13 protein-coding genes are annotated in these 20,665 nt (G+C 46.7%); 9 read left to right on the top strand and 4 right to left on the bottom strand.

What is annotated here, in order from left to right; genetic code table 11:
- Positions 1 to 193 precede the first annotated feature (193 nt).
- On the top strand, positions 194 to 1,411 hold the full coding sequence (locus tag ABT56_RS01110) for a NupC/NupG family nucleoside CNT transporter (RefSeq protein ID WP_047877011.1): 1,218 nt from the start codon (positions 194 to 196) through the stop codon (positions 1,409 to 1,411).
- A 157-nt stretch (positions 1,412 to 1,568) separates the two neighbouring features.
- On the opposite strand, the gene ABT56_RS01105 is transcribed toward ABT56_RS01110, so the two are convergent.
- Both ABT56_RS01105 and ABT56_RS01100 read right to left on the bottom strand, forming a co-directional pair.
- Positions 1,569 to 2,363 (bottom strand): family 16 glycosylhydrolase, encoded by a 795-nt coding sequence (locus tag ABT56_RS01105; RefSeq protein WP_053062349.1) that lies wholly within the window; start codon positions 2,361 to 2,363, stop codon positions 1,569 to 1,571.
- A 193-nt stretch (positions 2,364 to 2,556) separates the two neighbouring features.
- The gene (locus tag ABT56_RS01100; protein ID WP_047877010.1) at positions 2,557 to 4,005 is read right to left on the bottom strand and encodes a DUF3131 domain-containing protein; all 1,449 of its coding nucleotides are present in this window, start codon (positions 4,003 to 4,005) and stop codon (positions 2,557 to 2,559) included.
- 165 nt (positions 4,006 to 4,170) lie between these two features.
- On the opposite strand from ABT56_RS01100, the gene ABT56_RS01095 reads away from it, so the two are divergent.
- The 3 genes from ABT56_RS01095 (at position 4,171) to ABT56_RS23170 (ending at position 8,245) form a co-directional block, all read left to right on the top strand.
- A complete protein-coding gene (locus ABT56_RS01095; protein WP_157037759.1) occupies positions 4,171 to 5,886 on the top strand; it encodes a type I secretion system permease/ATPase in 1,716 nt (571 codons plus the stop codon).
- Positions 5,879 to 7,177 carry an HlyD family type I secretion periplasmic adaptor subunit gene (locus ABT56_RS01090; protein ID WP_047877008.1) on the top strand — a complete coding sequence of 433 codons (1,299 nt, stop codon included), beginning with the start codon at positions 5,879 to 5,881 and terminating at the stop codon, positions 7,175 to 7,177. The genes ABT56_RS01095 and ABT56_RS01090 overlap by 8 nt, the downstream gene beginning before the upstream one ends.
- 291 nt (positions 7,178 to 7,468) lie before the next feature.
- Positions 7,469 to 8,245, top strand: coding sequence for a hypothetical protein (locus tag ABT56_RS23170; protein WP_053062348.1), 777 nt, complete (start codon positions 7,469 to 7,471; stop codon positions 8,243 to 8,245).
- A gap of 162 nt (positions 8,246 to 8,407) precedes the next feature.
- Here the strand turns inward: ABT56_RS23170 and ABT56_RS01080 are convergent, their stop codons facing one another.
- Positions 8,408 to 13,750, bottom strand: a complete 5,343-nt coding sequence (locus tag ABT56_RS01080) for a beta strand repeat-containing protein (protein ID WP_047877007.1) — start codon at positions 13,748 to 13,750, stop codon at positions 8,408 to 8,410.
- Between the two features lie 238 nt (positions 13,751 to 13,988).
- A complete protein-coding gene (locus ABT56_RS01075; RefSeq protein WP_047877006.1) occupies positions 13,989 to 14,993 on the bottom strand; it encodes a hypothetical protein in 1,005 nt (334 codons plus the stop codon).
- A 244-nt stretch (positions 14,994 to 15,237) separates the two neighbouring features.
- Here ABT56_RS01075 and ABT56_RS01070 point away from each other — a divergent pair, with 244 nt between their 5' ends.
- The 5 genes from ABT56_RS01070 (at position 15,238) to ABT56_RS01050 (ending at position 20,659) form a co-directional block, all read left to right on the top strand.
- Complete coding sequence (locus tag ABT56_RS01070; protein WP_047877480.1) at positions 15,238 to 16,497, top strand: PP2C family protein-serine/threonine phosphatase; 1,260 nt, start codon at positions 15,238 to 15,240, stop codon at positions 16,495 to 16,497.
- Positions 16,449 to 16,781: an STAS domain-containing protein gene (locus ABT56_RS01065; RefSeq protein WP_047877005.1), complete on the top strand. Its 333-nt coding sequence runs from the start codon at positions 16,449 to 16,451 to the stop codon at positions 16,779 to 16,781. The genes ABT56_RS01070 and ABT56_RS01065 overlap by 49 nt, the downstream gene beginning before the upstream one ends.
- 13 nt (positions 16,782 to 16,794) lie before the next feature.
- Positions 16,795 to 17,982, top strand: coding sequence for a nucleotidyltransferase family protein (locus ABT56_RS01060; protein WP_047877004.1), 1,188 nt, complete (start codon positions 16,795 to 16,797; stop codon positions 17,980 to 17,982).
- Positions 17,983 to 17,996: 14 nt separating this feature from the next.
- On the top strand, positions 17,997 to 18,443 hold the full coding sequence (locus ABT56_RS01055) for an ATP-binding protein (protein WP_047877003.1): 447 nt from the start codon (positions 17,997 to 17,999) through the stop codon (positions 18,441 to 18,443).
- A gap of 77 nt (positions 18,444 to 18,520) precedes the next feature.
- Positions 18,521 to 20,659 (top strand): glycoside hydrolase family 2 protein, encoded by a 2,139-nt coding sequence (locus ABT56_RS01050; protein WP_053062347.1) that lies wholly within the window; start codon positions 18,521 to 18,523, stop codon positions 20,657 to 20,659.
- Positions 20,660 to 20,665: the final 6 nt, after the last annotated feature.

Below are 20,665 nucleotides of genomic sequence, written 5' to 3'. Positions count from 1 at the left end.
CTCAGGGTGACAATAGTATCCCCTATTTGCACCAATCCCTGCTAAATCGCTGATATCGTCTGTGATTTAATCGTTTTACTTTCATATGTTTTTTAAGTGTAAAAAAGCGCAACAATTTGATGCTTGTCACACTTTTAGTTATGAATAGAATGCCTCCGCAATCGTTTACTAAATAACTTTCTGGGAGTTGGCCGTGCACTACTTGGTCAGCGCACTTGGCGTAATAACGCTTTTTGCGATTGCAATTCTGTTTTCTGAAAATCGACGTGAGATTAACTGGCGCACTGTTGGCGGGGCTTTTGCCATCCAGTTAGTTTTTGCCGGTTTCATTCTATACGTACCTGTTGGCCGCGAAATTTTGAACAGCGTGTCCAATGCGGTATCTGGCATTATTGACTACGGCCGTATCGGTACCGAGTTCCTGTTTGGCCAATTGGCACAATTCAAGCTGGGCTTCATTTTTGCAGTCAATGTACTGCCAACAATCGTTTTCTTCTCAGCGTTGATTTCTGTGCTTTACTACCTTGGTGTGATGGGCTTCATCATCCGTAGTATCGGCGGCATGCTGCAGCGCCTGCTAGGTACAACCCGCACTGAATCTATGTCTGCAACGGCCAATATTTTTGTGGGCTCAGTTGAAGCACCGCTTGTGGTACGTCCATATCTAGCCAAAATGTCACGTTCAGAGCTTTTTGCCGTTATGGTTGGCGGTTTGGCATCGGTTGCAGGCGGCACATTGGTTGGTTACGCTGGCTTGGGTGTAGATATCAGTTACCTGATTGCTGCAAGCTTCATGTCTGCCCCTGCGGGTTTGATGATGGCTAAAATTCTGGTGCCGCAAACAGAACAAATCTCTGAAGACCAAGGCAACGAAGACGAAGATGATGATGCACCGGTAAATATTATCGATGCAGCAACTCAGGGCGCTTTAAGCGGTTTGCAAATTGTGATGGCTGTAGGTGCGAGCTTGCTTGCTATTATCAGTTTGATTGCCCTGATCAATGGTGGTCTTGCCCATGTGGGTAGCTGGATTGGCATTGAGAACTTCAGCCTAGAAATGATCTTTGGTTACCTGTTTGCTCCTGTGGCATGGTTGATTGGTGTGCCATGGTCTGAAGCGACAGTTGCCGCTAGCCTGATTGGTAAAAAGATTGCGGTAAACGAATTTGTTGCTTTTGCCGATTTGATGGCAGTAAAAGATCAGCTAAGTACGCATTCTCAAGCGGTAGTGACCTTTGCTTTGTGTGGTTTTGCAAACCTGACTTCCATTGCGATGCTTATGGGTGGTTTAGGCGGGGTTGTTCCAAGCCGTCGTCCGGATATTGCCCGTCTGGGCTTTAAAGCAATTTTCGCAGCGACGCTTGCTAACTTGATGAGTGCGACTATTGCAGGTGTATTCCTATCATTCTGATGGGAATGTGATAAATAGCAGATATGAAAACGGCGTGCTTAGCACGCCGTTTTTTTTACACCGAGTACGTTATGGCAAGTGTACTTTGTTGTTCATTTGTTGCTGTAAGACCTAAGGACTATAGGAGTATAGTGCGCCTTGAGGATCTTTGCCTGTCTTACAGTGGTGTTGAGCACTGGCCATTAGGGATAAATCGGATGGCTTTATATTGTGCCGTGGCCTGGTTTGAGGGAGAGGTATCAAATTCACCAGCCCAATTGGAAATACGAGGATCCGTTGCCCATAAATTAGCCATGATTCGTAGTCGATTGTCATCGATGGTCGGGGTTGGATCCGAGGGTAAATTATCGACACGGTAAACTCGCACGCCATCTATGTACCATTCAATGCCGTCGGCGGTCCACTGAATCGCGTAGCGGTGATATTTCTGTGAAGCGTCAAAACTGAGGTAGTGGAGATGTTCATGGCTTCGTGCATATCGATCGTCGTTGGTCCAGAAATTAAACTGGACGGCGTTGGTATTGTTACCTAAAAATTCAATGTCGATTTCATTGTGCATACCGTTTCCATTAACGGGTTTGTCATAAGGTCCGGCAAAGAGGAAAAAAGAACTAATCACACCAGGCACCGCGGCGGCCTTCATCTCCACCTCATAACAGCCATAGCCATAAAAATTATGGCTACGTAGTTCCCCCGATTGAAAAGCGTAATTACTTTCTGTACTAGGTTGATGTGACAGAATAATGGTCATTCCATTGTCACTGTGTTCGATAGCTTCACCTTCCCAGCGATTAAGAAAAGGGAAACCGTTGCTCCAGCCATCGGATTTCCACCAGATGGTTTGGTCAAAATCCGTTAATAAGTCATCAATACTATTCTGAGCGCTTGCCGGTAGTGATAAGCCCATAATAAACAATGTGAATATCGCGTTGGTTGTTAATGTGGGTTTCATAAAAACGTCCTAGTTACACAAAATTGTGCTACGGATAAATCAACCATAGCTGTTGTGAATCTTAGTTTTTTTTTCAGTACAGAAACCTGTCGCATTTATGAGATAAGCGTGAACTCTGGGGAAATAGGGCAATGGTGGAAGGAAGAAACTAGACCAGGATGACAAAATAGATTGGCAGAGACCTCGTGTATTTTTATGGGCGCGCAGAGACAGTGCCTTGTTCAATGAGAGGCCGATAATGGCGGTGCTTATACCAAAGGGCGGCAAGGATAAGAGAGTTAGTATTGATATTATATGCAGTGTTGGGTCCTCCGTTTTGATATATGCCGGTAGGGATAGAGCGGTGTGCCAGACTGTGGCTAATAACAGCTTCAGATAAGATTTGGCTGAAGGGATCATCAGGGAACAGGACGCTAAATCCAAACCCCACCTTGTTGCTGAATATTTGCGGGTTCTCTATGGTTTTCCCGCCAGGTGCAGTACTTAACCATGATTTTCCATAGATAAAGATATTGTTGTAACTAAACCAGGGAGCACGGTTTAAGGCATCTTCTGCGAAGATCCATAACGACTGCTCTTTGTTTGATTTTTGTTTTTGGAGGGTAAATAGCGGATCCAATTGATCCCACCATGCGTTGTTTTGGCCTATTTCGATCGCATAGAGGACATAAGGATCGGATGTGAAATAAGGAAGATTACGATTATCTGCCAGTAAATCTATGCCATCGACGTTAACGGTTAGGGTATCGCCTTTATCAAAGGCATTTGAAACATCGAACCCTGACAGCTTGAAGCCAGTTGCTGCATATTGTAAATATCCAAGTCGTCCTTCTTGCCTGTACTTGACGGTTGATCCGGTTTTCAGTTCACCGTACAAATTTGTGTCTTTTATTGATGCATCTAACGCCCAGCGTTTTTTAATATGTTCAATTTTTTTCTGATGCTCTGGATGATAGCGGCGTGTTATATCGAGCCATAGCAATAGCCTGCCTATATCCAGCGCTGACCAGCCGTTTCCCTTGCTGGGGCTTGTGCTATATCTGCCGGATGGTTGGGCTGTGCGTGTATTGTATTCGCGGTTCGGGAGCCGATTGTCATAAAGAGGCAAGGTCGCTAAGGTCTCAAGGAGGAGCTCGATGCGTTGGTGTGATTGGTCTAGTGCTATGATGCCAAGGCCTTCTGCTGATATGGTCGCGGCAAGCACACTGGCAATATCCCACATCGTCGTATGTGGGTAACCTTGTACTGAGTCGACTAACCCTGTTGTTTCCTGCCAGTTTCTTTCAAAATAATAAAAGGCTTTTTTTGCCAGCAGCATTTCATTGCGATTTAAATCAAGCGTATTTTTCACCGTATCTGCTTTGACAGGGACGATAATGTGCGGATGGTGAAATTCCGTATTGGGCGACAATGATCTGTTGGTATCGTCTCCTGTAATTGCAGGGGCGATTGATCGCCTTTGGAACTGGATGTCTTGTTTAGTTGGTTGGGTTATCTCAATGGCAATCGTACGGTTACCGTAGAAACTAGGCGCTTCGTCTTCTTTAGTGTCCGTAGCTGAGGAGGTATTGGTTATCACCAATAGGGTATATGTCACCAGCCATTTTAATAAGCAGTTAAATTGTCCGTATCTGTGTGCCATATATTCTCAATACCCTTGGTGCTGCGGAATGAATGTTTAAAAGTGTGATCGATGCCTCATGTTTTAAGTCTCTGATGTTAAAGAAATATAATTAATCTTAGCGCTTATTTTTTCAAGTGCTGTCCTATACTTTTATATACATCAAGTGGAGTATTGGGAGGCGCTTTGTTGCAGCATATACTCAATCAGGCATTCAAGGCATGCAAGCGGGATCTGTACTTTGTTGCTTTGTTTAGTTTTGCGATCAATTTTTTAGTACTAACACTGCCAATATACAGTTTGCAGTTGTTTGATAGGGTGCTCAGCAGCGGAAGTATGGATACGCTTATGGCGTTAGCCGCTATTGCTCTTATTCTATTAACCGCCCAAGCTATATTGGAACATACACGAACTTTGCTGTTGCAGCGAACGGGGTTGAAGCTAGATTCGGCATTGAGTTCAGATTTATTGGCTGAAAGTATTCGTTGTTCTTCAAAATGTAGCCGTATTGAAAAACAAGGATTGCAAGACTTAGCTGAGCTACGCCAGTTTTTGGTAACGCCTTCAACGTCAGCAGTGTTCGACATCCCTTGGGTGCCACTCTTCTTATTTATTTTGTTCTTGCTTCACCCTTATATAGGGGTTGTGGCCTTGATTGGCTGTTTGGTTTTTTGTTTTTTGTCTGTGGTGATGCTGGTTTCAGCAAAGCAGCCTAATGAAAAAGCTCAGTCGCTAGGTGTGAAGACCTCCATGGAGTTGAATGATTTTCTCCGTAATGCGCCGATGCTAAGAGCGATGGGGATGTCAGACAGCATTGGTCGAGTGTGGAATAAGCGCAATGTTGAGCTAATGGATTTGCAGTGGCGGCTAAATGCAAGAACGGGACAGTTGTTATCGATAAGCCGTTATTTCCGTACCTTGTTACAGGCAGCAGTATTGACGGTCGGGGTGGTGCTTGTTCTCCAAAATTCGCTTGGTGCTGGGGCAATCATTGCAAGTTCTATTATCATGGCGAGGGTACTGTCACCGTTCGAACAGGCTGTTAGTGGTTGGAAGAGTTGGTTCAGCGCCTATCAGGCACTACAACGTTTAGCCCGCTATGGGGAGAGTGGCCCCACAAGGACCAAAACGGCGCTTCCCGAGCCGAGAGGTGAGTTACTGCTTCACCATGTCGGCCTTAAACTACCGCATCAAAATCAACCTGTTTTACAAAATATCAGTTTTAAACTTGGGGCCGGAAATGCGCTGGCGATTATGGGTAATAGCGGCTCGGGGAAATCGACGCTAGCCCAGCTCATTATGGGGATTCATAAGCCCAGTACGGGAAATATAAAAATTGACGGCGCTTCCATTGAACTATGGCCTGAAGAGCAATTCGGTAAGCATATCGGTTATCTTCCGCAAGAAGTGGGACTGCTGGCAGGGACAGTCGCTGAAAATATCTGTCGTTTTTCCAATGCGCCCGCAGAGGAAATTATCCATGCAGCCCGATTGGCCTGTATCCATGAGCTAATCGTGTCGCTCCCGCAGGGGTATGACACATACTTGGGCGAAGGAGGGGTACAGTTATCCGGTGGGCAGAAGCAAAGAATTGGTTTGGCCAGGGCCGTATTTTCAACGCCCAGTATTCTGGTGCTGGATGAGCCAAACTCGAATTTAGATCCTGAAGGTGAAGTGGCGCTTGCTATTGTGCTCCAGTACTGCAAGGAAAACCGTATTACTGTCGTGATGATTAGCCATCGGCCTGGTTTTTTACGTCAGATGGACTGGGTGATCGTACTTAAAGAGGGGCGTATAGAAAAAGCAGGAACTTGCGATAAGTTCTTGGGGTTAATGTCTGAGGTTGATCAACCACAAAGCACACAAAGCAATACGGCGGAGCAAGGAGTGAAGCATGGATAATCAACCCTTTAGTACCCGGAATATTATTATTTTTGGTTGTCTGTTCCTGACTCTCACCATCGGGGCTTTTGGTTTGTGGGCTCTGACGACGCCACTGAGCTCGGCATCTATTGCCCAAGGTACCTTGGTGGTTGAATCACAGCGCAAGAAGGTGCAACACCTGCAAGGTGGCTGGGTAAAGGCGATTTATGTTCAGGAAGGGCAGTATGTAAAAGCTGGTGATGTGCTGTTAGAGCTTTCCAATACGAAAGCTGAAACGGATTATCAGCGGTTGTTTTTACGTTCGGTTTCCTTGGGGGCTAAACGTGATCGCCTCAATGCCGATCTTTCTCTGTTTAGAAGTATAGAATGGAGCCAACAGCCAATAGGAGGCGTTGATTCCGTTGAATTAGCCAGTATTTATAGTACCCAGAAGTTACAGTTTGACCAATCTGTCTTACGGCGTGATTTGCGTGAGGGGCAATATAAGCAGCAGCGTTTGGTTTTGGATGAGCAATTACGAGGCGCTAAATTTCAGTTGAAGGCGATAGCACGGCAGCTTCAGTTAGTTAACCAAGAGATTCAGATGACGGTTGGGCTAGTGGAAAAAGGCTATGTTTCCAAGACTCGAATGCTGGAGCTGCAACGTTATCAGGCGGGAATTGAAGCACAAGTAGCAGAATTAACTGCGGAAACTGAGCAAGTCAATGGTCAGTTGTTAACGTTGGAACAAGATTATCGGGCGGAGGCTGTTGAGCGCGAACAGCGCCTGACAGAAGAGTTGTCTAATGTAGAAAGAGAGTGGCGTGATGTTAAGCAGGCGCTTGATGCCGCGACGGATGTACGCTCGAGAGTGACAATTCGGAGTGAACACACGGGTACAGTGGTAGGGATGAACGTCCATAGTATTGGTGGGGTGATTAACCCAGGTGACGTAATTATGGAAATCGTACCTGAGAGTGATGCGCTGCTTGTTGAGGCGCTGATCAAGCCTGAAGATATTGATGTTGTGCATAATGGCCTTGCTGCCAAGGTAAGGTTGAGTGCATACAATGTGCGACGAACACCTCCTGTTACTGGTGAGGTGATCTATGTTGCGGCTGATCGTCTACAACCTCAATCTCGTGATCAGCTAGCAGGGTATCTGGTAAGAGTGCGTTTGGATCATCAAGAGGTTGCTAGATTACAGGGTATTGAACTGTACCCTGGGATGCCCACCGAAGTGTTTATTTTGCTCGAAGAGCAAACGATGTGGGAATATTTCACTGCGCCATTGTTCAATTCGTATTACCGAGCCTTTAGAGAATCGTAGAGGTAAAAATGGAATTTAATATCATATTCTGGTTCTGTTTTTATTTGTTATTTTTTGTTTTGTCTGTTTATCTTGGCAAGAAAAAAGGGAACCTGATTGCCGGTATCTTATTGGGTTATGTCTTGGGGCCTATTGGTGCTTTATTGATGTACTTTAGTAAGGATCGCCGGCATGTTACGTGCCCATCTTGCCAACAATTAATTGAAAAGAATGCGTATATATGTCCGCATTGCCGTTCTAAAGTGGGTATCAAAGTTCTGCATTCGTAACTTATGGAATTGAGGTGCGGGTATGAAAGGCATAAGAGAGGGTCGCTATTGGTATAAGCCGGCCATGGTCGGATTAACTCTAGTTGTTATCGCGCAAGCTGCTTTTTTGTATATCCAGAGTCAGCATTACAGTCACGATAGAACCGTAAATAACGCTCAGTTTGATGCTCAACAAATGGTGATTGATGAACTTGATCTCTATCGTGCGGAGCTGGGTTCGGTAATTGAAAAATTTGAGATTGAGACAGAAAGACAGAATCAATTATTGAAGCAGTATCAAGCTGATATTGGTAAGTTTGAGGCGGAAATTACGTATTTTCAGGCAACATTGTTTGCTAGCCAAACGGCGCAGGCAGAGGCTGAAAAGCGCTACCAGCAAAGAATGAACTCAGTCATTAGCCGAGAACGTAGAAAAGCCAATGATACGGTTGCTCGTTTTGAGAGAGAGCGTGAATTGTTGGAGTTAAAGGAAAATGAACTGACGGCGAAAGTATCTGAAGATTGGGAAAAGAAGCGAAAAGAACTAGAAGGCCTGTACGCAAATTCTGCCCGTGAGGTTGAAAATGAAAAACGGGTCGATGCACTGATGAAGCAATTTAATCAATTGCAGGTTGATCTTGGTGTTATAAATGTATGCGATAAGGATTATCTCTATCGTTATAATGAAGCCAAGAGCTTGTTGAGCCATATTCGTACATTCATTCAAAAATACGAGATGAAAGAAGAGTTTTATTATTTTGTTATCTCCAATGAAAGCTCTATTATTCAGCAAAATCGGCGTTTATGTTTAACTAAGTAGTTACTGTGTACATAGGACGGAAACGATATTAGTCACTTTGCGGGTAAACAGTGACAGTGGAAAAAAGTGATACCTGTACACGGCATACCCTGATTGTACTTTGGATGTTGTGGAATAAAAAAACCTCCCATTGGGAGGTTTTTGTTTTAGGGGGTCTATCGGTTAAATATCGGCACCGTTGAAGCTGATCTCTTCAGAGTCGTTATCGCTCCAGATTGTTACGGCTTTGCCTTCGTTATTGGTAAAGGTATAGCCGGTTAATGAGGATGTATCAATGCTATTTGCTTCGTAGGCAGTTTGCAGATCTTGGGACATACTGGTTGTGGTATCAGAAAGTTGCCAACCGAAACCTTCCAAGTCAAGTTTCCCTGCTCCTGTACAGACAAACTGCCCGTTACTTGATTCTGCCGTTGTGTTTGCCAGTATTTTGTCTAGCCCAACTTTGAGTTCAGCGTCGGTGGCATTGATCACCACAGCTTCCAGCTCTTGGTAAGCGGTGGCAGTCATATCAATGATCTGCCCATTAGCATCACTGCCTACCTGCATGAGGTCGAAACCCTCACCTCCGCTAAAGTGGACTGTAGAACCATCCGTGCTATCGATATCCTCCTTGTCGAAGATTAATATATCGTTGCCGCTACCCGCGAAGATTTGATCCAGTCCATCTCCTCCGTCAAGGATATCATCACCGTCTTGGCCAAAGAGTATATCTGAGCCAGAACCACCACTTAGCGTATCGTTACCGATACCACCGTCAAGAACATCATCATTGCTGCCGCCATCCAGAGAATCATTACCCTCGGCGCCGGAGAGTGAATCATTGCCTGAGCCACCGTAAAGTTTGTCATCTCCTTCCGCACCAAAGAGAGTGTCCGTACCGCTGTCACCGTAGAGTTTATCGTTACCCATCTCTCCGAAGAGGGTATCGTCGTTGCCGCTACCTTTTAGGGTATCATTTCCTTCACCGCCGTAGAGGGTATCGTTACCACTATCGCCTTTAAGGAAGTCATCACCGTCTTCGCCACGAAGAATATCTTCACCGGTGCCACCGTATAACTTGTCGGTGCCATCACTACCTTCGAGGGTATCATTACCCGCGCCACCGTAGAGTTTGTCGTTACCTAAATCGCCCTTGAGGATATCGTCACCGCTCCCCCCTGTAAGGGTATCGTTACCGTCCCCGCCGGAAAGTGAATCGTTTCCGCTTCCAGCCACAAGGCTATCATCGCCTTGGCCACCCGTTAATGTATTGAGACCATCACCGGCATTGATGGTGTCATTGCCCGCTCCGCCATCAATATTGTCGTCGCCAGCCCCTGATATGATGGTGTCATTGCCTGAGCCTGCAACGATGGTATTGGTGCCAGCACCCGCATTAACATTGTTATGGCCATCACCGGTATTGATGGTGTCATTCCCACTGCCAGTTGTTATGCTGTCATTGCCACTACCGCCTTGGACTGTATTGTTACCGTCACCAAGGGTAATAGTGTTATCGCCACCGCTGAGCTCGTTGATCATGTTGTCTCCGTCGTCCGCGGTAATGATGTCGTCACCGGCACCACCATCAATGACGTTATTGCCTTCTCCGGCTTTGATAATATCATCGCCTTCGCCGCCACTAATGTTATCGTTGCCAGCAAAGGTTTCTATCTTATCATCGCCCTCGCCACCGCTAGCGGTATCGTTACCAGAGCCACCATAAATTGTATCCTGTCCATCGCCCCCGATAAGTTGGTTGTTGCCCGCATTACCGTGAAGCTCATCATCTCCTTGGCCACCATCGAGGTTGTCATTGCCTTCACCGGCAAAGAGTTTGTCATCGCCGATACCACCGCTGAGCGTATCGTCGTCATCACCGCCTACCAGGGTATCATTGCCGTCATTGCCAAGTAGGGTATCGTCACCTTCCCCCCCTTCGATCAGATCATCGCCAAGTCCGCCATCCAGGTTGTCATTTCCCCCGGCTCCATAGAGGGTATCATTATCGCTACCTGAGATAGCTGAGTCGTTACCCGCACCGCCATATAGGATGTTGGCACCTTCGCCAAGATCAATGGTATTGTCACCAGCTTCGCCATATACGATGTCATTACCTTCACCGGCATCAATATTATCGTTGCCGTCGCCAGCATAGAGAATGTCATCACCACCACCGCCAGTGATCGTATCTTCATCGGCACCGCCATATAGCGTATCGCTGGCCTCACTACCTATTAGGGTATCATCCCCAGCGCCGCCGAAGATAAGGTGACTACCACCGGTCGCGGCTGTAAGGGTGTCGTCACCGCCTTCGCCTAATACCGTATCAGTACCATCATCGGTAATCGTGTCATTACCTTCGCCACCAGCAAGATAGTCGGCCCCTGCGCCGCCAATCAGAATATCATCGCCACCGCCGCCAAATAGGCTATCGTCACCAGCGCCACCATCGACGATATCATTGCCGTCACCAGCATCAATCTGGTCGATACCATCACCGGCAGAGAGGTTGTCATCACCCGCTCCTGAGAAAATTTGGTCGTTGCCGTCACCGGTGTCGACAGTATCGGCATCTGTGCCGCCATAAACGGTATCCATCCCACTGCCAGTCTGAATGGTATTTTGGCCTGATTCGCCGTAAACCATGTCGTCACCGCTACCGGTGTCGATATTGTCATCACCAGCCCCAGCGTAGACAGTGTCATTACCGGCATTGGCAACGATGGTGTCGTTACCCGCTCCGCCGCCAAGAATATCGTCTTGTTCGCCACTTATGAGCGTATCGTTGCCGCCTTCGCCGTATAGCTCAGACACGCCAGTGCCGCCATCAAGGAGATCGTTGCCTGCACCACCAATTAATAAGTCATCCCCTTCGCCGCCGAGGAGGGTATCATCGCCATCGTCACCAAGAACAATGTCGTCACCTGTACCGGCTGTGATATGGTCATCACCGTCTCCGGCTTCAACGTAATCATTGCCTGTTCCGGTATCGACGGTGTCGTTCCCTTGCCCCGCAAGTACGGTGTCATCACCGATGCCAGTTTGGATAATATCGGTATCAACACCACCGTACACAGCGTCATCGCCGGTTCCTGTTGAAATGGTGTTGGTGCCGGCATCGCCAAAAACAGTATCATTTCCGTCCCCGGTATCGATAGTATCGTCACCGCTACCTGCAAAAACGGTGTCGTCACCGCCAGAGGAGAGGAGGGTATCATTGCCGCTTCCGCCACTGAGCAAGTCATTCTCGTCTTGGCTGATCAGGGTGTCATCACCATCGTCACCGTAGAGCTCAGAGATGCCGCTTCCACCATCAAGTTTGTCGTTGCCAGCACCGCCGACCAGCACATCTTTGCCTTCGCCGCCAGATAGCGTATCGTTGCCAGTTCCTCCGACGAGGGTATCGTTGCCGATGCCACCGGTGAGGGAGTCATCCCCGGTGCCCGCCAACAGGATGTCGTCGCCTTCGCCACCGTCCAGTACATCATCACCTGCAGCGCCTTCCAAGGTGTCATCGCCCTCATTACCAGTCAGCAGATCATTATCTTGTCCGCCGTGGAGATAATCGCTCTCATTGGAGCCGATGAGTGTGTCTTCACCTGCACCGCCGTAAAGCGTTGATGCATTCAGTCCGGCAGAGATATTGTCGTTGCCGTCTTCACCAAAGAGTTGGTTAAACCCGCTCACACCATCGATATTATCGTCACCAGCACCGGCATAGACACTGTCGTTGCCGCTGCCAGCATCGATATTGTCGTTACCGCCACCTGAGAAGACCTCATCATTACCAGAACCTGCCGTGATGGTATCGACACCTTCTCCGGAGAATATATCGTCGTCGCCGCTGTCTGTGATGACGGTATTGTCACCATCACCGGCATACACCACATTATGACCTTCGCCAGCATCGATCTTATCGTCGCCATCTTCGGCATAGATGGTATCGTTATCCAAGCCTGTATCTATGATGTTATTCCCTGAACCGGCAAACACACTGTCATGCCCGTCACCGGTTACAATGGTATCGTCGCCGCTATCGCTGTAGACCATGTCGTCGCCATCACCTGCATTGATGGTGTTGTTACCGGTCTCTCCAAAAATCGTGTCATTGCCGCTGCCGCCATCGATTACATCGTTGCCATCTCCTGCAAAGATAAAATCATCTCCGGCACCCGCATCGATGACATCGTCCCCTTCATTGGCATGGAGTTGGTCGCTACCATCGCCCCCAGAAAGATGATCGTTACCTTCGCCACCATAGAGCTCATCGTGGCCGCTGCCACCGGTGAGGGTATCGTTGCCTATACCGCCGAAGAGTTTGTCATCGCCTTCACCACCATCAACAATATCGTCACCGACCTCACCTAAAACGAGATCGTTGCCGTCCCCGCCGTAGAGGGTGTCGTTATCGTCTCCACCGAGGATAAGGTCATTGTCATCACCGCCTTCAATGAGATCATCCCCAGTTCCGCCCATGATGAAATCATCACCGGCATCGCCCTTGATAATATCGTTGCCAGCATCACCGTGAATTTCATCTTTGCCTTCACCGCCTGATAGGGTATCGGTACCAAGCCCGCCGAACAGTTTGTCATCACCGGCATCTCCGCTTAGGGTATCGTCACCGTCATCCCCCACGAGAATATCAGCACCTTCACCGCCGAAGAGAACATCGTCCCCCAACTCGCCGAGTAACAGGTCGTCTCCATCACCCCCATAGAGGGTATCGTTGTCATCACTGCCCAATAGCGTGTCATTTCCTTCATCACCATAAAGGACATCATCGCCGCTGCCGCCAATACTAACGTCATCGCCGCTGCCGCCTGATAGGATGTCGTTGTTGATGTCACCATCAAGGAAATCGTTTCCAGCTCCGCCACTTAGTGTATCGGCACCTTGTTGGCCGAAAATCGTGTCATTGCCATCGCCTCCGCTGATGGTGTCGTCGTAGATATTATTGGCAATAATATCCACGCTCTCTATATCGGAGATGGGGTCACCTTCGGAGGTCGTTAGGCGAAACGCAATTTCGTCTGTGTTATTGAATTTGTCTTGGGAATAGGTGTAATCAAGGGAGATTTCACCCGTTTCAGAAACCATTGCCGGAACGCGATCAATCACGGTGCCGGAGCTATCAACCAGTTCGACAAGCACTGCGGCATATGTCTCAGTTGTTGTGAAGCGGGTGTTGATAGAGCCAGTTCCGTCAACAAGGTAGTTGCCAAGGCGAGCGGTATGGGAGACTGACTCTTCGGGTTCGCCGGAAGCCGAGTAGCTGTAAACGGTTTGTGCATTGCCCCAACTGTCATCAACGGCTGGTTCTGCAGGGGGATTATCACCGTATTGTACATCGCCAAAGATGGTGTCATCTCCGCTGTCACCGGAGAGCTTATCACTTCCCTCACCACCGACGACAAAGTCATCACCGCCTTTGGCATCAACCTGATCACTGCCAGAGAGAACATCAATGCTGTCGTCTAATTCTGTGCCGGTGACTTTATCGTTGTGTTTAGTTCCTTCCATGCTGACCTCGCTTACTCTCCGGTTTGCAGAGTTATGTTATCCATTGGTTGAATAGAGAGCGGCAAAATATATGCCATGTCCTATTTTATCTGTTATTGGGCATTGTTAGCAGTGCGGTAATAGAAGTACGAGTAAATATGCACCATGTTTCTCTTTGTTTGTCATTTAGAGTAGACGGAATTTCAGACATTACAGTTTGCTTTTGTGAGCATTTTGCACAACGAAGGGGATGGGGGTCTCAAAACGGGAATGAATATGCAATGGTGATAGCACCGTCTTTAAATCGGCCTGTGTTCTCACCACGTTCAGAGGGATGCCAGCGGTTGCCAGAGTAATTGTTGTATTGAATGGTGATAGTGCCAGGTCGCCAATCGAAATAGCCAAATCCATACGTGAAGTCAGGATTCCAAGGCTGTTTTTGGCTTTCATCAAAATAGTAAAAGGCTGTGCCGTTAACGTACCAGTTGCCGCTGATGGCGTACTTGCAACCTAGACTCAGGGTTTTGTGGCCATTCTTGTAACTGGTGGACGCAAGGTCAAAATATTCATGGGTATAGTTGAAATCAATCTGGCATCCAATCGCGCCTTCATCGGTAAAGGTCAGCCAACTTTTTACCGGATCAACAATAGGGAATTTCCAGCCCAGCGACCAAGTACCTTGATCAAAATTGGTGACAGGTTGTTCGTCAGTGGCCTTAAACCTATTCCCCCCGTAATTGGCATACATCAAGCTCAGGGTATAGGGGCGCCAATCGCTATAGCCAAAAACATACGTGAAGTCTGGGTTCCAAGGTTGTTGCTGCTCACTGTCGTGGTAGTAATAAAGGGTTCCTGAAATAAACCAATTGCCCAAAATGGTGTATTTCAAAGAGAGCGTGCCCGTGATGTTGGTGTTGCTCGGGCCATTGGTGGTGTTGGGCGGGATGTTTGCCGCAGGCGTTTCCAGTAACGGATAGCCCAAACCGAGGTTACTGCTCAGGCCGTGGAAAATCGATTGGTCTTTGTTGTCATCCCATTCCTCGAAAGGCAAAGCAAAAGAGCTAGAAACCCCTTTCCAAATTAATGAGCTCTCAGATTCGTTTTCGCTGTCATTCTCCTGTTCTGAGGTTTTGCTTGAAGAGGTGAGCGAGGGGGATTGGGGGGATGGTGCATGCTTTTGGGTTTCGGTGAGGTACTCACCCGCAATAGATAAAGAAGGCATCAAGAGGGTAATACATAGAGAACGGAAATAACTCTTGGCCATAATCCTCTTTTTAGCCTCTTGCGTTAATGCTGAGATATTCGTTAGTTGATAAATTCAATACTGCAATGCTTGCAGAGCAAATATTTGATGTCACGAACAAAATTGCCAACCAATTTTTGTTGTGCCCAATAAAGGTTACTAGAATGTTTGGTATAAGGGAATGGTTGTATATAAATTGACAGGCATATAAAACAAATGCAACATGTTGTTTATACATAAAAAGCATAAAATTGGGGCAGCAACGATGAAAAAAATACTCCTTGTCGATGACAACCGTACAATGTTGCTGTTCATGGAGAAAGTGCTCTCTAAGCGGGGCTTTATTGTCACAACGGCGCAAAATGGGATGCAGGCGTTGGAAATCTTAGAGGCCAGCGAGGATATCCAGTTTGTCCTGAGCGATTGGATGATGCCCGAAATGGATGGTGTCGAGCTTTGCCGCCGAGTGAAAAGGGCGGATTTTGGCCGTTACTTGTTTTTCGTATTGCTTTCGGGAAAGGATGATCAGGAATCTATTATCCACGGTATAAATGCCGGGGCTGATGATTTTGTTGTTAAAGACACCCATGTCGATGAGCTGGTGGCCAGGATAGAAGCGGGGTTCCGAAATCTTGCGCTGCACAATGAAGTCACGTTGAAAAATACGCAGTTGGATGAAGCGTACGCCACCATTAAGAAGGATTTAGAATCGGCGGGGGAATTGCTTAAGCGCTTACTTCCTTCAGACCGTAAGCTAAATGGTGTCGAGTTGAGCTATGTATCTATTCCTAGTGCCCAAATTGGTGGTGATATGCTGGGGTACATGCAGTTGGACGAAGACCATGTTGCTTTCTACTTGCTCGATGTTGCCGGGCACGGCGTCTCTTCCGCACTAATGTCTTTCTCTGTCCAGCAGAGTATCAATGCCAGCAATGAGCGGGGCTCGATTGTGAAATCGGCAACGGACACGCCTCCTTATTATCGGCTTAATGAACCCCATGAAGTGCTCCATCAGTTGAATCAGCGTTACATCAGTACCGATGAAAATATGCTTTATTTCACCATGGTCTACGCCGTGTTGAATATCAAAACAGGAAAAATGGCTTTTGCCGTTGCAGGTCATCCACCATTGGTATGGCTTCATGGCATCAAAGGCGATGCTGAATTTGTTGGGCAAGATAGCTTTGTGGTGGGGGCGTTTGATTTCGTTGAGTATGAGACATCTTATTTGCAGCTTGAGCCTGGGGATAAGCTATGGCTCTATTCCGACGGTATTACTGAAGCAGAAAAAGGGGCGCAGCAATTCTCTGAAGAGGGCTTTAGAAAAGCGGTAATGGAATTGAATGGGCAACCAACAACGTTACAAACAGAATTACTAGTAAATCGCGTGAGAGATTGGCAGCAAGCTGAACAGTTTGAGGACGATGTCAGTGTGCTTGTTGTGGAATGGACTGGATATCTAGAAGGGGAACAACCATGCAATACGAGATTATCAACCAAGGTCAATGCACAATTCTTCAAATAAACGAAGAGCGCTTTGATGCCAAGATGGCACCGAGTTTTAGGCGCGAAGTAGAAAATCTTGTTGGCAATATCGGCGAACATATGATTTTAGATCTGACACACGTTCGGTTTATGGATAGCAGTGGCCTAGGGGCAATAATGGCTGTTTATAAAATACTTAAAGGTAAGAAGATCAGTGTGGTAAATCCTCAAAGGCCTGTGCAAGAACTGCTGAAGCTTACCCGTATGGACAAGCTGATCACCAGTTATGATTCTATTGAAGATGCAGTTGCGACAGCGGTGTAAAGGAGAAAAACAAATGAAAGGAATGATTCTTGCCGCAGGTAAAGGGACCCGTGTAAAACCGATTACCCATATTATTCCTAAGCCGATGATCCCTATATTAGGTAAACCGGTCATGGAGTCCATGATTCAGCTGTTTGCTCAACACGGTATTGATAAAATTGTTGTAAATACCAGTCATCTTGCCGAAGTCATCGAAAACTATTTTGGTGACGGTCACCATTTTAAAGTACAGCTATCATATTCCTATGAAGGCGAAATGGTTGATGGGAAGTTCGTAAGTAAGGCGCTTGGATCTGCTGGTGGGATGAGGAAGATTCAGGATTTCTCGGGCTTTTTCGATGAGACGTTTGTGGTTGTATGTGGTGATGCGTGGATCGATTTGGATTTGACCGAAGCTGTTCGCCGCCATAAGGAAAAAGGTGGAATAGCGACTATTATTACCCGCCAGGTCGCCAATGATGAAGTATCTAAATATGGCGTTGTTGTAACAGATACTTACGGTAAGGTGACTAGTTTCCAAGAAAAACCTGCAATCGAAGATGCGCTTTCTAATGAGATCAATACGGGTATCTATATCTTTGAACCGGCAATCTTTGATTTTATTCCAGAGGGTAAAGAGTTCGATATTGGTAGCGAGCTTTTCCCGAGTTTAGTTGATGCCGGGATCAATTTCTACGCGACGAGTATGGACTTCCAATGGTTGGATGTTGGTAATATTAGCGATATTTGGACGGTTACTAGCGATATTTTATATGGGAAAGTACCGGGTTATCCTATTCCTGGTACGCAGGTTAAACCCAGTGTATGGGTTGGGATTAATACGGTTTTTGATTATGAGAAATGTCAGATCACACCACCTGTTATTATAAGTAGCGGTTGTGAAATAGAACCAGGAGCAATTATTGAAGGGCCGGCAGTTATTGGTGCGAATTGTCGAGTAGAAAGTGGCGCGGTTGTGAAGCATAGTTTGGTTAGTGATTATATTCATATCGCAGCACCTGCATATATTGAAAATAAAACCGTTTTTGGTGATTATTTTATTAGTCATGACGGATTTACCCAGTCACTTGTTGAGCTAGATGCTGTTCATATGTTGAAAGATCGACGTCAGTCATCGCCAATGATGGGGTCAATGGGTTCACTGGCTGCATACGTAGAATCAACGCCAGAAAGTGAAAATGAAGAAATACTAACTAAATAAGTAAGGGACTATAAATGGAAGTGGTCACTGAACGTTTTACCCGTAAATATCATTCTTCACCAGATGTCTCCCGTTGTATTGCTGATGATCTGATAAGTTATTTACGCAAAAATAATGTTGTTCAAGAAACAATAGATCAAGTCGAACTATGCATGGTTGAAGTTGTTAATAATTCCTATGAGCATGCTTATAAGTATTCCGATAACTTGCCGATAGAATTAACTTGTTTTGTGAATTCTCAATCAGAGTTAGTTATTGAAATTTCTGATTATGGTCAATCCATGTCACAAGATGAGTTTAACCGCGCGGTAAAAGGTGAATTTATTGAGCCTGATCCTGATGATCCGGAAACATGGACTACATCAGGTAGGGGGTTCATTATTGTCGTGCAGTTAACGGATGAATTTGAGTACTTTAATACAGAAAAAAGAAACACGTTTAAATTACTTAAACGGACATAGTTGTTAATAAATACAGCAGGGAAGTTATGAGAATAATCCTATTGTGCTTATTATTCTCATTATCTTCGTGTGTGGTTATGCAAGAAGATAATAGTTGGATAGTAACAGAAAAGTCATTAAACGGAGTATGGCAATTCCAACTAGTCAATGGGGAACAGGGACGTTCTGACATTGAACCTTCTGCTATTAGCTCGATGATTGTACCGGGTCATTGGAAAACGGTCGGTTTGGATTATGCGGGAACCGTGAAATACTCTCGGCAAGTCGAATTGGCCCCGCTCTCTGCAAATAGCCGATATTGGCTGATCGTGGGGGCTGCTGATTACGCATCTGATATAACGGTTAACAATCAAGTTCTTTCTCGACAGGAAGGGTATTTTCTCCCGCATCGAACAGAAATAACGTCGGCGATTTTTGCTGGTGATAACCAAGTCGACATATTGGTTCATAGCCCTAATGAGCCCCTTGGCGAAGATTGGTCCTTGAATAAGCATCTGATTAAAGGGGTGCTTAATCATCATGATACCCGTCCTGGCGGAGCGTGGTCAGATCATGGTCAGGATTGGAATTCAGGGGGCATATGGGGAGATGTCTCTATTAGGCAAACGGGGCCTGTTGTAATAAATCAATTAGCGATAGTTCCTCAACTGCTAGAACAAAATGCTCGGCTTCCCAAGCCGGGAAGACGCTGGCCAACAGCGGCTGATATTACGATTGAATTAAATAGCTTGCAGCCAATTGCAACGGAATTGACATTCACCTTGACAGAGCGCGAGACCGGAGAGGTTGAGCAGTGGACTAGCCGGCAGCAATTAGAGATAGGTGACAATACGGTATTGGCAACGGTACCTATTAAGGATCGCCTATTATGGTGGCCTTGGGATTGGGGGAAACCCAACCTGTATGATTTGAGGGTCGACGTTGTTGTTGCAGGCCAAGTTTCCGATCAGCATACGACATCGGCCGGGTTTCGCCAGATTGTATTGGATAGCGATGAGAAGAAATTTCGAATAAACAGTCATCCTTACTTCATTCGGGGGACCAACTACATTGCTAGCCAGTGGCTAGGTGAGGTATCACCTAAACAATATCAAGCCGACCTTGGCTTGATGAAAGAGGCAAATATCAACAGCGTTCGCGTGCATGCCCATGTCGCAGGCAGGGTATTTTATGACTTGGCTGATGAACAAGGGATCTTGGTTTGGCAGGATTTTCCCTTGCAGTGGGGCTATGCGGATACTCCTCAATTGAAGAATGCAGCGACGAAGCAAGCGAAGGCTATGACACAGTTGCTGTCAAACCATCCATCGATTGTTATCTGGTGTGGCCATAATGAACCGCCTTGGGACGCAAGTTGGATGCAGTATAAGTATTCCAGCTATCGTCCAGAGCAAAATGTCGTCCTGACCGATGAGGTCTACCAAACCCTGCGTGATGCCAAGGACGGCAGGGTTGTTCGAAAAGCCTCTTACACCCATGAGCACCCCTGGCTAGGCTGGTATTCGGGCTCGTACCGGGATTATGCTGATTTTTCCCCCCCAATGATTGTGAGTGAATTCGGTGCTCAGGCCATGCCCAATTGGCTCATGGTGCAATCCTTGATTGGCTCATCGTCTCCACCACCATGGCCTTTGAGTGAGGAAGCGTTGGCGACGCTCGCGTATCACAATTATCAATCCCATGAAACACTCAACATAGCCCATATTCAACAAGGTGAATCCCTGTCACAGTTTTGGAATAATTCTCAGGAATATCAAAGGGTAGTAACCAAATTTGCAGCCGAGCATCTAAGGTTGAGAAAGGATAAGGGCATTGCGGCGATTTATCAGTTCATGTTTGTCGATAGCTGGCCTGCGATTACTTGGTCTGTGGTGGATGTGGAGCGGCAGGTGAAACCAGCATATACCGAGTTGGCCATTGCCTATCAGCCTGTGTTGCCTGTTGTCGTTTTCAATCCTCGGGATTTGGTTCCCAAAGTCACGATCATGGCAATCAACGATACATTGCAGGCTTGGGACAATATTAGCCTCGTTGTTCGCAATCGTTATGGGAAGGAGCAATGGCGGTTTGAGGGGTTGACTCTAGCCCCTAACCAGATCCAGATATTGGTAGAGAACAAGGTGCTTGCTGGATTGTCTGCCGCAATGGAAATAGTGCTATTAGACAGCAGTGGAGAGGTTTTGGCTGTTAACCAATACCGGGCAGAAGATTTTTGAGGGACG

Source organism: Photobacterium aquae, assembly GCF_001029445.1.
In the GTDB taxonomy this organism is placed as follows: domain Bacteria; phylum Pseudomonadota; class Gammaproteobacteria; order Enterobacterales; family Vibrionaceae; genus Photobacterium; species Photobacterium aquae.
Note: the sequence above shows the minus strand (reverse complement) of the source record. Positions and strands in the feature narration are given on the sequence as shown.